The organism is Streptomyces sp. JN8, from assembly GCF_055808075.1.
Window position 1 is genome coordinate 6,372,430 of the sequence record NZ_CM147852.1, and the last position, 13,373, is coordinate 6,385,802.

Consider the following 13,373-nt stretch of genomic DNA (forward strand, 5'->3'; position numbering starts at 1 on the left):
GTTGCTCGCGTCCACTGTGTTAGTTCTGAAGCAACGAACAGTTGCTGGTTTCTAGAGCTAGAACACAACTACAAAGTGTGCTTGTTCGCTCGAAACCGATAGGGTTTCGGTGGTCATAGCGTTAGGGAAACGCCCGGTTACATTCCGAACCCGGAAGCTAAGCCTTTCAGCGCCGATGGTACTGCAGGGGGGACCCTGTGGGAGAGTAGGACGCCGCCGAACAATTCTTCAGGACCCCTGGTCCCAGCGTTCACGCTGGGACCAGGGGTCCTTTTGTTTTTCACTAGACTTTTCCGATGCGCGGCCGAGTGCCGGCTGCGCGAGAATGACTGCAGTACCCGAAGACAGGAGTCACGTCGATGTCCACCAACTCTCCCGACGACCGTCCGGAGCGCGAGCCGCGTCGCAGGGACGGGGCCGGCGCCGGCGGTGACCGGGGCGGCTACCGTGGGCCGCGCCGTGACGACAACCGCGGTGGCGACAACCGTGGTGGTGGCTTCCGTCGCGATGACCGTGGCGGTGACAACCGCGGTGGTGGCGGGTTCCGTCGTGATGACCGCGGTGGAGACAACCGTGGTGGCGGCGGCTTCCGCCGTGACGACAACCGCGGTGGTGGGTTCCGTCGCGATGACCGCCGTGACGACAACCGTGGCGGTGGGTTCCGTCGCGATGACCGTGGTGGCGACAACCGTGGTGGCGGTTTCCGTCGTGACGACAACCGTGGCGGTGACAACCGTGGCGGTGGGTTCCGTCGTGACGACCGCGGCGGCGACAACCGCGGTGGCGGTTTCCGTCGTGATGACCGGCGTGACGAGCGTCCGTCGTCGTTCCGTCGGGACGACCGGCCCTCGTACCCCTCGCGTGACGACCGCCGTGACGACAACCGTGGTGGCGGTTTCCGTCGTGATGACCGTGGCGGTGACAACCGTGGTGGTGGGTTCCGTCGCGACGACCGCGGTGGCGACAACCGTGGTGGTGGCGGGTTCCGTCGCGATGACCGTGGCGGTGACAATCGCGGTGGTGGGTTCCGTCGTGATGACCGGCGGGACGAGCGTCCGTCGTCGTTCCGTCGGGACGACCGGCCCTCGTACCCCTCGCGTGACGACCGCCGTGGCGACAACCGTGGTGGCGGTTTCCGTCGCGACGACCGTGGTGGCGACAATCGCGGTGGTGGGTTCCGTCGTGATGACCGGCGGGACGAGCGTCCGTCGTCGTTCCGTCGGGACGACCGGCCCTCGTACCCCTCGCGTGACGACCGTGGCGGTGACAACCGTGGTGGTGGGTTCCGTCGTGATGACCGGCGTGACGAGCGTCCGTCGTCGTTCCGTCGGGACGACCGGCCCTCGTACCCCTCGCGTGACGACCGTGGCGGTGACAACCGTGGTGGTGGGTTCCGTCGTGACGACCGGCGTGACGAGCGTCCGTCCTCCTTCCGTCGCGATGACCGAGGCGGTGACAACCGCGGCGGTGGGTTCCGCCGCGACGACCGTGGCGGTGACAACCGCGGTGGCGGTTTCCGTCGTGACGACCGTGGCGGCGACAGCCGCGGCGGGTACCGCGGGCGCGACGACCGCGGTGGTTTCGGGCGCCGTGACGACCGCGAGCGCAGCGACCGCGCGCCCATCAAGCGGCTGCCGATCCCCCCGGAGGTCACCGGTGAGGAGATCGACCCGGACGTGCGCCAGGAGCTCATGAGCCTGCCCAAGGGGCTCGCCGAGGACGTCTCGCGCAACCTCGTCATGGTCGCCCAGCTGATCGACGAGGACCCGGAGAAGGCGTACGGCTACTCCCGGGTCGCCCTGCGGCTCGCCTCTCGTGTCGCCGCCGTGCGCGAGGCCGCCGGCTTCGCCGCGTACGCCACGCAGAAGTACTCCGAGGCGCTCGCCGAGTTCCGTGCCGCCCGCCGGATGAGCGGCGGCGTGGAGCTGTGGCCCGTCATGGCCGACTGCGAGCGCGGGCTCAACCGCCCCGAGCGCGCGCTGGCGATGGCCGGTGAGCCCGAGGTGCAGAAGCTGGACAAGGCCGGCCAGGTCGAGATGCGGCTCGTGGCCGCCGGCGCCCGCCGGGACCTCGGCCAGCTCGACGCGGCCATCGTGACGCTGCAGAGCCCCGAGCTCGCCTCCAGCGCCGTCCACCCGTGGACCGCGCGCCTGCGCTACGCCTACGCCGACGCGCTGCTCGCCGCCGGCCGGGAGCGCGAGGCCCGGGAGTGGTTCGCCAAGGCCCTGGAAGCCGACAAGGACGGCTCCACGGACGCCTCGGACCGCCTCGCCGAGATGGACGGCGTCGAGTTCGTCGACGCGTTCGACGAGGACGACGAGATCGCGGAGGACTCGGAGCGGGGCGAGGCCCTCGACGCCGATGCAGACCTCGATGACGACGAGGACGACGACCTCGACGAGGACGACAGCGTCGGCGACAAGGGCTGATCCGGTCGGACGCTGAGAAGGGCGGCACCCCTGCGGGTGCCGCCCTTCTCGCGTTCTCCCGGACCCCTCAGTCGAGCGCCAGGCTCCGTAGGACCAGGCCGGTCGCCGGCTTCGGGCCGAACGAGGTGGACTTGCGGGGCATCGTGACGCCCTGGCGGGCCAGGTCCCGTACGACCTCCTCGCGCACCGGATGCATCAGGACCGCCGTACCGCCGCGGCGCTCCGCCTGCTCCACCGCGGCCTCGGTGTCATGGATGTACGCGATGTCCTCGGGCGCGTCCGGGATGTGCCAGACGTGTTCGAGGAGCGTCGAGTGCAGGACCGTGGCGTCCAGGGTGCGCCAGGCGTCCGGGCGGTCCGTGCGGATCGTGCGGTCGAGCAGCGCGGGGTCCGGGCGGTCGACGAGGTGGAAGCCGCCGTCGCCGGCCAGGAGGAAGGCGTTGCCCTCGGCCGACGCCTCGGCCAGGGCGTCCATGGCCGTCCGCAGGGGCCCGTCGACCGGGCGCACCCGGAAGGAGCCGTCGAGGGCCCCGAGGGCGTCGGCGAGCGGCAGGCGGTTGAGGAGCCGGTGGATCGCGCGGACCCGGAGCGGGTAGCGGGCGGTGTCGATGAGGAGGACCAGGCCGTAGTTCCAGGGGCCGGGGGAGGGGTGCTCCTCGCGGAGGCGCAGATAGGTCGCCCAGCGGTGGTGGCCGTCGGCGATGAGGGCCTGGTGGCGGGCGAGTTCGGCCGAGACGGCGGCCTGCTCGGCCGGGTCGGTCACGGCCCAGAGGCGGTGGTGGAAGCCGTCCTCGGTGGTGGTGGCGAGCAGCGGCGGGCGCTGGACGGTCCGTTCGACGACCTCGTCCGCGCCGTCCCCCTCGCCGACGTACGTGAGGAGCAACGGCTCCAGGTTGGCGGCGGTGGTCCGCATCAGGGCGGCCCGGTCCTCGACGACGTGCGGCATGACGTCCTCGTGCGGGAGGACGACGCCCTCCGCCGGGGTGGAGAGCTCCAGGGCCCCGATGATGCCGCGCTGCAGGATGCCGTCGCCGTGCTGCTCGTACACGTAGAGCGCGGGCTCCGGGTCCGGGGCGAGGACGCCGTCCGCGAGCCAGCGGTCGAGGGTGACGGCGGCCTTGCGGTGGCGGGTGCCGGCGGTGATCGCCTGCGGGAGGATCAGCCGGACGATGTTGTGGGGATCCGCGGACTCCAGATGGAGGAGTCCGTCAGGTCGTACGACGACGTCGTAGGGCGGGGACGTCACGGCGGCAAGGCTGCCGACCCGTTCGGGGACGTAACGGAGCCCGCGGAACGGCGCCAGGCGCAGTCCGGCTGCGTCGTCGCGGACGTCGTCGGCCGCGTGACCTGAGGTGTTCATCTCGTCATCGTATGTGGCCGGGATGATGAGCGATGATCGGGGGAGCGGGGAACCCACCCGGTGAGGCGAGGAGTGCGCGGTGACGGTGCGGAACGGCCAGGAACGGCAGGGCGAGGTCAGGCGGCGGCCGGGAGGCAGCGCGGCGCCGCTGAGCGAGGCGTACGACACCGCGCTCCTCGACCTGGACGGGGTCGTCTACGCGGGCGGGGAGGCCGTTCCGCACGCCGTGGAGGCGCTCGGGACCGCCCGGGCCGGCGGGATGCACCTGGCGTACGTCACCAACAACGCGCTGCGGACGCCCGACGCGGTGGCCGAGCACCTCACCGAGCTCGGGGTGCCCGCCGAGGCCGCGGACGTGATCACCTCGGCGCAGGCCGTGGCCCGGCTGATCGCCGACGACGTGCCGTCCGGGTCCCGGGTCCTCGTCATCGGCGGCGACGGGCTGCGGGTGGCGCTGCGCGAGCGCGGCCTGGTGCCGGTGGACTCGGCGGAGGACGGTCCGGTGGCCGTGGTGCAGGGGTACGGAGGGCCCGAGATGCCGTGGGGGCGGTTCGCCGAGGCGAGCTACGCGGTGGCGCGGGGTCTTCCCTGGTACGCGTCGAACACGGACCTGACGATTCCCGGTGCGCGGGGGATCGGGCCCGGGAACGGGGCGGCGGTGGAGGTCGTACGGATCGCCACCGGCGGCCGGTTCGAGCCGAAGGTCGCGGGGAAGCCGCTGCCGCCGATGCACCGGGAGACGGTGCTGCGGACCGGCGCGCGGCGGCCGCTCGTGGTCGGCGACCGGTTGGACACGGACATCGAGGGCGCGTTCAACGGCGGGGTGGACTCGCTGCTCGTCCTCACCGGGGTGACGGACGCGGCGCAGCTGCTGCGGGCCGTGCCGGAGCACCGGCCGACCTATGTCGCGGCCGATCTGCGGGGGCTGCTGGAGGGGCAGCCCGAGGTCGTCGCGGAGGAGGACGGGAGCTTCGTGTGCGGGGACTGGCGCGCTTCCGTGAGCGCGCCGCGCGGGGGCGAGCTGGTGCTCGACGGTCCGGCGGGGGCCGGGGAGGCGGATCCCCTGGACGCCGTGCGGGCCCTGTGCGGGGCGGCCTGGTCGGCCGCGGACGCGGGGGACGGCGGGGCGCCGGACGCGGGCAAGGTGCTGGCGCGGCTCGGACTCTGACATCCGAACGGGCGAGGAAATTGGGTAGGCTAACCTAACTTTATCGAGGCTTCGGGTACGGGAGTACGGTCATGGATGGTCGGCAGCAGCGGCTGAGCGCGGAATCGGTCACCCTGGCGTACGAGCAGCGGGTCATCGCCCGCGACCTGTCCGTCGAGATCCCCGACCACTCGTTCACCGTCATCGTCGGACCGAACGCATGCGGCAAGTCGACCCTGCTCCGCGCGCTGTCCCGGATGCTGAAGCCCAGCGAGGGGCGCGTCCTGCTCGACGGGCAGTCGATCCAGTCGATGCCCGCCAAGAAGGTCGCCAAGACCCTGGGGCTGCTGCCGCAGACCTCCGTGGCGCCCGACGGGATCACGGTCGCCGACCTCGTCGCCCGCGGGCGCTACCCCCACCAGGGGCTGCTGCGGCAGTGGTCGCCGGAGGACGAGCGGATCACCCGCGAGTCCATGGAGGCGACCGGTGTCGCCGAGCTGGCCGAGCGGTACGTGGACGAGCTCTCCGGCGGTCAGCGGCAGCGCGTCTGGATCGCCATGGCGCTCGCCCAGCAGACACCGCTGCTGCTCCTGGACGAGCCGACGACGTACCTCGACATCCAGCACCAGATCGACGTCCTCGACCTCTGCGCCGAGCTGCACGAGACGCAGGGACGGACGCTCGTCGCCGTCCTGCACGACCTCAACCACGCGGCCCGGTACGCCACCCACCTCATCGCCGTCCGTGACGGCGAGGTGGTCGCCGAGGGGCCGCCGGCCGAGGTGGTGACGGCCGAGCTGGTCGAGCGGGTCTTCGGGTTGCGCTGCCAGGTCATCGCCGACCCCGAGACGGGGACGCCGCTGGTCGTGCCCGCCGGGCGGAAGGCGCGGGTCCCGCGCCCGGCGGAGCCCGTCGCCGGCGGGTGAGGCGCCGGCCCTTCCGGGTGAGCGCGCCGGCGCTTCCGGGTGCGCGCGGCGGCCGTGCCGGGTGCGGGCCGTCCGTGCCCGGAGTCGGCCGTCCGTGCCCGGAGCGGGCAGGACTCCCCCTAGAGGAGGGAGCGGAGGCGGAGCAGGTCGCGGAAGCCCGCCTCCAGCCTGACCCGGCCCGAGGCCCAGGCCTTCGCGAAGTTCAGGTCCCCGCGCACCATCGACACCAGGTCGTCGCCGGTCATCGCCAGCCGGATCTGCGCCTTGCCCGGAGGCGGGCCCGGCACCGTGGACGCGACCTCGATCCGGCCGTCCGCGAGGCGGCCCGTGAACGTGGTGTCCAGGTCGGTGATGTGGCAGCTCAGGGTGCGGTCGAACGCCGCCGCGCCGCGGACGTCGCCGTCCGCCCGCGCCAGGTTGTCCGAGAGTGTGTCGAGTGCGTCGCGGCACTCCGTGATCGTCGCCATCGCCGTCGACCGTACCCCAGGGGTTCGCGGTAGCGTCGGGACCATGAACGACGCGATGGCCGAGCCCGAGCCCGTGGACGCCCTCCCCGAACCCGGGGCCCCGGACGCGCGGGCCCCGCGGGAGGGCGCCCCCGAGCCCGCCGCGGCCGCGCCGCTGGAGGTCGTACGGGAGCTCACCGGGCACCCCGGGGTCGACGCCCACCTGGCGCGTCTCGCCGAGGTCGACGACCTCCCGGCGGACGGGCACCCGGAGGTGTACGAGGATGTACACCGTGGACTGCGCGCCGAGCTGACCTCGCTGGACGCGCACCCCGCCCCTCGTCCGCACGACCACAGGAGCTGAACCGAACGTGGCAGGAGTGGCACGCCGCCGTCTCGACGCCGAGCTGGTCCGGCGCAAGCTCGCGCGCTCGCGCGAGCACGCCAGCCAGCTGATCGCCGCGGGCCGGGTGACCGTCGGCAAGACCGTCGCCACCAAGCCCGCCACCCAGGTCGAGACCGCCGCGGCCATCGTCGTCGTCCAGGACGACTCCGACCCCGACTACGTCTCGCGCGGCGGCCACAAGCTGGCCGGGGCCTTCGAGGCCTTCGTCCCGCTCGGGCTGAAGGTCGAGGGCCGGCGCGCCCTCGACGCCGGGGCCTCCACCGGCGGCTTCACCGACGTCCTGCTGCGGGCCGGCGCCGCCCACGTCGTCGCCGTCGACGTCGGCTACGGACAGCTCGCCTGGTCGCTGCAGAGCGACGAGCGGGTCACCGTGAAGGACCGCACGAACGTCAGGGAGTTGACACTCGACGCGATCGACGGCGTGCCCGTCGACCTGGTCGTCGGCGACCTCTCGTTCATCCCGCTCGGCCTCGTGCTGCCGGCCCTCGCGGCCTGCACGGCGCCCGACGCCGACCTCGTCCTGATGGTGAAGCCGCAGTTCGAGGTGGGCAAGGAGCGGCTCGGCACCGGCGGGGTCGTCCGGAGCACCGAACTCCGCGCCGACGCCGTGAAGAACGTCGCCCGGCGCGCCGCCGAGCTCGGCCTGGGCGTCCTGGGCGTCACCGCGAGCCCGCTGCCCGGCCCCTCCGGCAACGTCGAGTACTTTCTGTGGCTGCGGGCCGGGGCGCCCGCGCTCGATCCGGCGGATGTCGACCGCGCCGTGGCGGAAGGACCTCGTTGAGCTCAACGGCAGCAGCACCAGAGACCGCACCCCGTACCGTCTTCCTGCTCGCGCACACCGGCCGGCCGGCCGCCGTGCGCAGCGCCGAACTGGTCGTCCTCGGACTGCTGCGCTGCGGCATCGGCGTCCGCGTCCTGGAGGGCGAGGCGGCGGACCTGCCGCTGCCGCCGTCCGTCGAGAAGGTGAAGGAGGACTGCTCCGACGCGCTCGACGGCTGCGAACTCCTCGTCGTCCTCGGCGGTGACGGCACCCTGCTGCGCGGCGCGGAGTTCTCCCGCGCCTCCGGCGTCCCGATGCTCGGCGTCAACCTCGGCCGCGTCGGCTTCCTCGCGGAGGCCGAGCGGGACGACCTCGACAAGGTCGTCGACCGGGTCGTGACGAAGGCGTACGAGGTCGAGGAGCGGATGACCCTCGACGTCGTCGTGTACGAGAACGGCGACGTCCTGCACCGCGACTGGGCGCTCAACGAGGCGGCCGTCCAGAAGGTGTCCCCCGAACGGATGCTGGAGGTCGTCCTCGCGATCGACGGGCGCCCGGTCACCGGATTCGGCTGCGACGGCGTGATCTGCGCGACACCCACCGGCTCCACCGCGTACGCCTTCTCTGCGGGCGGTCCGGTCGTCTGGCCCGAGGTCGAGGCCCTGCTCATGGTCCCGATCGGGGCGCACGCCCTCTTCGCCAAGCCGCTCGTCACCACCCCCGAGTCGGTGCTCGCCGTCGAGGTCGAGCCGCACACCCCGCACGGGGTGCTGTGGTGTGACGGGCGGCGGACGGTGGAACTCCCGGCGGGCGCGCGGGTCGAGGTGCGGCGGGGCGCCGTCCCGGTCCGCCTCGCCCGGCTCCACCACGCCTCCTTCACGGACCGGCTCGTGGCGAAGTTCGCCCTGCCCGTGTCCGGGTGGCGCGGCGGGGCCCGCTGACGCGGGGCGCGCCGCACGCGGCTCCGGCCGGCGGCGCGCCCGCCCGCATCCGGTCCCCGGACCGGCCCCGGCGGGGGCGAACGATCGGCACGCCGGAGAGTTACGCCCGGGGGTGATGTCGCATCGCACCCGGGAAACCTCGTATGGTCTGGGGCGTGCTGGAGGAGATGCGGATACGGTCGCTCGGGGTCATCGACGACGCGGTGGTCGAGCTGTCGCCCGGCTTCACCGCGGTGACCGGTGAGACCGGTGCGGGCAAGACCATGGTGGTGACCAGCCTGGGCCTGCTGCTCGGCGGCAGGGCCGATGCGGCCCTGGTGCGGATCGGCGCGGCCTCGGCCGTCGTCGAGGGGCGGATCAGCGTGCCCGCGGGCGCGCCCGCCGCCGTGCGCGCCGAGGAGGCCGGTGCGGAGCTGGAGGACGGGGTGCTGCTCGTCAGCCGCACCGTCTCGGCCGAGGGCCGCTCGCGCGCCCACCTGGGCGGGCGTTCCGTGCCCGTCGGGGTGCTCGCCGAACTCGCCGACGAACTCGTCGCCGTCCACGGCCAGACCGACCAGCAGGGCCTGCTCAAGCCGGCCCGGCAGCGCGGGGCGCTCGACCGGTACGCGGGCGAGGCGGTCTCCGTGCCGCTCGCCGGCTACACGGAGGCGTACCGGCGGTTGCGTGCCGTCACCGGAGAACTGGACGAGATCACCACCCGGGCCCGGGAGCGTGCCCAGGAGGCCGATCTGCTGCGCTTCGGGCTCGGCGAGATCGAGGCGGTCGCCCCGCTCGCCGGGGAGGACGTCGAGCTGGCCGCCGAGGCCGAGCGGCTCGGCCACGCCGAGGCCCTGGCCTCCGCCGCCGCGCTCGCGCACGCCGCGCTCGCGGGCGTTCCCGAGGACCCCGAGTCCGTCGACGCCACGACCCTGGTCGCGGGCGCGGGCCGGGCCCTGGAGGCCGTGCGGTCGCACGACCCGGCGCTCGCCGCCCTCGCCGACCGGATGGGGGAGATCTCGATCCTCCTCGGCGACGTGGCCACCGAGCTCGCCGGGTACGCCGACGACCTGGACGCCGACCCGCTGCGGCTCGCCGCCGTCGAGGAGCGGCGTGCGGCGCTCGTGCAGCTGACGCGGAAGTACGGCGAGGACATCGCCACGGTCCTCGCCTGGGCTGAGGAGAGCGCGGGCCGGCTCGGCGAGCTGGACGGCGACGACGACCGCATCGAGGAACTCACCGCCGAGCGCGACCGGCTGCGCGACGAGCTGTCGGTGCTCGCCCAGCGGCTGACCGACGCGCGCACGGAGGCCGCCGACCGGTTCGCCGACGCCGTCACCGCCGAACTCGCCTCGCTCGCCATGCCCCACGCGCGCGTGTCCTTCGACATCCGGCAGACCGAGGACGCCGACGGCGTCGAGGTCGGCGGCCGCCGGGTCGCCTACGGCCCCTCCGGCGCCGACGAGGTCGAGCTGCTGCTCGCCCCGCACCCCGGGGCGCCGCCGCGGCCGATCGCCAAGGGCGCATCCGGCGGTGAGCTGTCCCGGGTGATGCTGGCGGTGGAGGTCGTCTTCGCCGGGGTCGACCCGGTGCCCACGTACCTCTTCGACGAGGTCGACGCCGGAGTGGGCGGCAAGGCGGCGGTCGAGATCGGCCGCCGGCTCGCCAAGCTCGCCAGGACCGCGCAGGTCGTGGTCGTCACCCACCTGCCCCAGGTCGCGGCGTTCGCCGACCGGCAGCTGCTCGTCGAGAAGACCAACGACGGGTCCGTGACCCGGTCCGGCGTCACGGTCCTGGAGGGCGAGGAGCGCGTACGGGAGCTGTCCCGGATGCTCGCCGGCCAGGAGGACTCCGAGACGGCCAGGGCCCACGCGGAGGAACTGCTGGCCACCGCCCGCGCGGACGGCTGACCCCGCCCGGAGGCGACCGGGCGCCGGGGATGCCGGGCGCCCGGCGTGGGCCGCCGGGCGCGGGGACGGGCGCGGGCCTGCGGCGCCCCGGTGGGTCCCGCGCACACCTGGGGGCGTGCGGCGTCGAGCGCGCGCTCCCTCAAGTGGGTGAACCCGTGGACCGGGTGCCGGGGCCGTACGCCTTCCGTACAGGGGAACGACGCCACTTCGGTGCCGGAACGTGCGTACGGTCGGCGGCACGGGCTGGCATCCTTGGGCGCGTGACACAGCTCCGTACGGTCCAAGTGCTGGGCGGCGGCGGCGCGGGAAGCAGCGCTCACGTCCGATCACTCGCCTCGGGGCTGGTGGCGAGGGGCGTGCGGGTGACCGTGTGCGCCCCGGCCGAACTCGACCGCGTCTACGACTACCTGGGGGCCGGCGCGCACTTCGTGCCGCTGCCCCGCCTCGGCGACCCCGCGACCGTCGCCGCGCTCCGCAACGCCTGCATCGGCGCCGACGTCGTCCACGCACACGGACTCGAGGCCTCCGTACGGGCCGCGCTCGCCCTGTCCGGCGGCGGGGACCGCGCCCCGCTCGTGACCACCTGGGACAGTCGCCCCCGGGCCCGCGGGGCCGCGCAGAGCGGAATGCTCCGGCTGCTGGAGCGGCGGACCGTGCGGGCCGCGACCGTCGTCCTCGGCACCTCCTCCGAACTCGTCGACCGGGCCCGCCGGCGCGGGGCACGGGACGCCCGGCTCGCGCCCGTCACCGTCCCGCCCGCACGCGGGCCCGTCTGCCTCCACGACGGCAAGGCCCGCGCCGAACTGGGCGCCGTCGAGAGGCCGTTGATCATGGCGGTCGGAGCGCTGGAACGGGGCCGCGGCTACCGGACGCTGCTCGCCGCGGCCCGGTCGTGGCGGGACCTCGACCCGCAGCCGCTGCTCGTCGTCGCGGGGGAGGGCCGCGAACGGGCCGCCCTCCAGCGGCAGATCGCGGCCGAGGACCTGCCCGTACGCCTGATCGGGCGGCGCGAGGACGTCGCCGAGCTGCTCGCCGCGGCCGACGTCGCCGTCCTGCCCTCGCGGTGGGAGGCCCGGTCCCTGCTCGCCCAGGAGGCGCTGCGGCTCGGCGTGCCGCTGGTCGCCACGGCCGTCGGCGGAGTGCCCGAACTCGTCGGCGACGCGGCCGAGCTGGTGCCCTACGGGGACGCCGACGCCCTCGCCGGGGCCGTGCGGGGACTCCTCGAGGACGTGGAGCGGCGGATGGACCTCGCGGCGGCCGGACGGGTGCAGGCCCGGACCTGGCCCACGGAGGACGAGACGGTGGCCCACGTGCTGAGCGTGTACGACGAACTGGCGGGGCGGTAGGCGCCCGCCCCCTTCCGGGGAACGGGCGCGCGTCCTACGGCGTGTGGCGGCGGGCCCTCAGGGCCAGGGACAGGGCCAGCACGGTCTGCGGGTCGTCCAGGTCCGTGCCCAGGAGTTCGGAGATGCGGGCCAGCCGGTTGTAGAGGGTCTGCCGGTTGAGGTGGAGCTCGCGGGCCGTCTCCGCCTTGCGGCCCGCGTGCGCCAGATACGTCTCCAGCGTCGGCAGCAGCGGCGGGCGGGACGTGCGGTCGTGGTCCCGCAGCGGGCCGATCGCCCGGTCCACGAAGGCCGCGAGGACCGTGTCCCCGTGGAAGTGGAGCCGCCACAGCAGCAGGTCGATGTCCAGGCGCCGGGCGTCGTACCAGGGCCGGTCCGAGAGGCCCTGGGCGGCCGTCGCCGTCTCCGCCGCGTGCCGCAGCCCCGCCGACGCCGCCGCCCAGCTGCCGGCGACGCCCACCACGACGACCGGCGGATGCACCCCGGCGCGTTCGAGGCCGGCGCGCTCCACGCCCGCGCGCAGCGCCGCCGCGACCCGGTCCGCCACCGCCGTGCGCTCCGACTCCGACCGCAGGCCCAGCAGGAGCGGAACCCGGCCCTCGACCGGGCGGACGCCCAGCAGGACCGGCACGCCGACGGAGGACAGCTCCTCCAGCACCGCGCGGGCCAGCAGGGCCCAGTTCCCGGAGGGCGACAGTTCGGAGGCCAGGCGCATCACCACCGGCAGGAGCGGACCGTCGCCCGGCTTGAAGCCGAGGACCCGCGCCTGCGCCGGCGCGTCCTCCGCCGTGATCCTGCCCTCCGCCAGGTCCGTCAGGAAGTCGCCCCGGCCGCGCGCCGCCAGCTCCTCCTCCTGGCGCGCCTGCATGAGCACGACCGCGAGGAGGCCCGCCGCCCGCTCCGCCGCCATCCGGTGGACGGGGGAGAGGGCGCCGGACACGGACAGCAGGACGAGGCGCGCCCGTACCGACGCCGTCCCCGGACCGCCGCCCGGCACGTCCACCAGGACCGTGCCGCTCGGCGGGCCCGACTCGCGGGCCGCCCGCCCGCCGCGCAGCCCGTCCCAGACCTGGAGCGGGTCGGCGGGCCCCGACTCGGTGCCCGCCGCGTACAGCAGCTGGCCGTCGGCGGTCTCCAGGAAGACCGGGTTGGCGGCGAAGTCCGACAGGATGCGCAGGACCTGCGGGATGCCGCCGCCGCCCAGCAGCGCCTCCGTGCACTGCCGGTGGACCTCCTCGGCCTGCCGCAGCAGCGCGTAGTGGCCGTTGACGATCTCGGTGTGGATCTCCTCCGTCACCGCCACGAAGGGGACCTCGCGGTGCAGCTGCACCAGGGGCAGGCCGGCGGCCCGCGCGGCCTCCACTATGGTCGCGGGGAGGCGGGCGAACCGCGGCCCCAGCTCCACCACGAGCGCGGCGATGCCCCGGTCGGCCAGCCGCCGCACGAAGGCACGCTGCTCGGCGGGCCGGGTGCCCAGCCCGAGGCCGGTGGTCAGCAGCAGCTCGCCGCCCTTGAGCAGCGACGCGATGTTCGGCACCTCGCCCGCGTGCACCCAGCGCACCGTGCGGTGCAGCCGGTCCGCGCCGGCGATCACCTCCGGGAGCCCGCTGCGCAGCCCGGGGAGTTCGAGCGCCCGCTGCACGGTGATCCCGCCCTGGTTGTCCATGGGGCCGGACGCTACCCGCGTCCGCGTGCCGACGACATCACCCCACGGTCACGGGAACCGGAC

11 protein-coding genes, 1 rRNA gene and 1 pseudogene are annotated in these 13,373 nt (G+C 74.5%); 10 read left to right on the plus strand and 3 right to left on the minus strand.

Annotated features, from left to right (window positions below):
• Window positions 1–105: 105 nt before the first annotated feature.
• The 3 genes and pseudogenes from rrf (at window position 106) to ACY0MR_RS28100 (ending at window position 2,429) form a co-directional block, all read left to right on the plus strand.
• Window positions 106–222 (plus strand): 5S ribosomal RNA (gene rrf / locus ACY0MR_RS28090).
• 323 nt (window positions 223–545) lie between these two features.
• A pseudogene (locus ACY0MR_RS28095) lies at window positions 546–1,208 on the plus strand (hypothetical protein); the annotation flags it as partial.
• Between the two features lie 423 nt (window positions 1,209–1,631).
• On the plus strand, window positions 1,632–2,429 hold the full coding sequence (locus ACY0MR_RS28100) for a tetratricopeptide repeat protein (RefSeq protein WP_473561901.1): 798 nt from the start codon (window positions 1,632–1,634) through the stop codon (window positions 2,427–2,429).
• 67 nt (window positions 2,430–2,496) lie between these two features.
• On the opposite strand, the gene ACY0MR_RS28105 is transcribed toward ACY0MR_RS28100, so the two are convergent.
• On the minus strand, window positions 2,497–3,789 hold the full coding sequence (locus tag ACY0MR_RS28105; RefSeq protein WP_392865196.1) for a DUF1015 domain-containing protein: 1,293 nt from the start codon (window positions 3,787–3,789) through the stop codon (window positions 2,497–2,499).
• 79 nt (window positions 3,790–3,868) lie between these two features.
• Here ACY0MR_RS28105 and ACY0MR_RS28110 point away from each other — a divergent pair, with 79 nt between their 5' ends.
• Together ACY0MR_RS28110 and ACY0MR_RS28115 are read left to right on the plus strand one after the other, a co-directional pair.
• A complete protein-coding gene (locus tag ACY0MR_RS28110; protein WP_392865198.1) occupies window positions 3,869–4,957 on the plus strand; it encodes an HAD hydrolase-like protein in 1,089 nt (362 codons plus the stop codon).
• A 71-nt stretch (window positions 4,958–5,028) separates the two neighbouring features.
• Window positions 5,029–5,862: an ABC transporter ATP-binding protein gene (locus ACY0MR_RS28115; protein ID WP_388804193.1), complete on the plus strand. Its 834-nt coding sequence runs from the start codon at window positions 5,029–5,031 to the stop codon at window positions 5,860–5,862.
• Window positions 5,863–5,981: 119 nt separating this feature from the next.
• Here ACY0MR_RS28115 and ACY0MR_RS28120 read toward each other — a convergent pair whose 3' ends face one another.
• Window positions 5,982–6,329 (minus strand): SCP2 sterol-binding domain-containing protein, encoded by a 348-nt coding sequence (locus tag ACY0MR_RS28120; RefSeq protein ID WP_361861558.1) that lies wholly within the window; start codon window positions 6,327–6,329, stop codon window positions 5,982–5,984.
• 43 nt (window positions 6,330–6,372) lie between these two features.
• Here ACY0MR_RS28120 and ACY0MR_RS28125 point away from each other — a divergent pair, with 43 nt between their 5' ends.
• From ACY0MR_RS28125 to ACY0MR_RS28145, 5 genes are all read left to right on the plus strand, one after another.
• Window positions 6,373–6,672 carry a hypothetical protein gene (locus ACY0MR_RS28125; RefSeq protein WP_473556057.1) on the plus strand — a complete coding sequence of 100 codons (300 nt, stop codon included), beginning with the start codon at window positions 6,373–6,375 and terminating at the stop codon, window positions 6,670–6,672.
• A 7-nt stretch (window positions 6,673–6,679) separates the two neighbouring features.
• The gene (locus ACY0MR_RS28130) at window positions 6,680–7,495 is read left to right on the plus strand and encodes a TlyA family RNA methyltransferase (RefSeq protein WP_030315644.1); all 816 of its coding nucleotides are present in this window, start codon (window positions 6,680–6,682) and stop codon (window positions 7,493–7,495) included.
• The gene (locus tag ACY0MR_RS28135; protein ID WP_361861551.1) at window positions 7,492–8,415 is read left to right on the plus strand and encodes an NAD kinase; all 924 of its coding nucleotides are present in this window, start codon (window positions 7,492–7,494) and stop codon (window positions 8,413–8,415) included. Before ACY0MR_RS28130 ends, ACY0MR_RS28135 begins: the two co-directional genes overlap by 4 nt.
• 143 nt (window positions 8,416–8,558) lie before the next feature.
• A complete protein-coding gene (gene recN, locus ACY0MR_RS28140) occupies window positions 8,559–10,301 on the plus strand; it encodes a DNA repair protein RecN (RefSeq protein ID WP_388804203.1) in 1,743 nt (580 codons plus the stop codon).
• A 260-nt stretch (window positions 10,302–10,561) separates the two neighbouring features.
• A complete protein-coding gene (locus tag ACY0MR_RS28145) occupies window positions 10,562–11,647 on the plus strand; it encodes a glycosyltransferase family 4 protein (RefSeq protein ID WP_361856030.1) in 1,086 nt (361 codons plus the stop codon).
• Window positions 11,648–11,681: 34 nt separating this feature from the next.
• On the opposite strand, the gene ACY0MR_RS28150 is transcribed toward ACY0MR_RS28145, so the two are convergent.
• A complete protein-coding gene (locus tag ACY0MR_RS28150; protein ID WP_361856033.1) occupies window positions 11,682–13,310 on the minus strand; it encodes a PucR family transcriptional regulator in 1,629 nt (542 codons plus the stop codon).
• Between the last annotated feature and the right edge of the window lie 63 nt (window positions 13,311–13,373).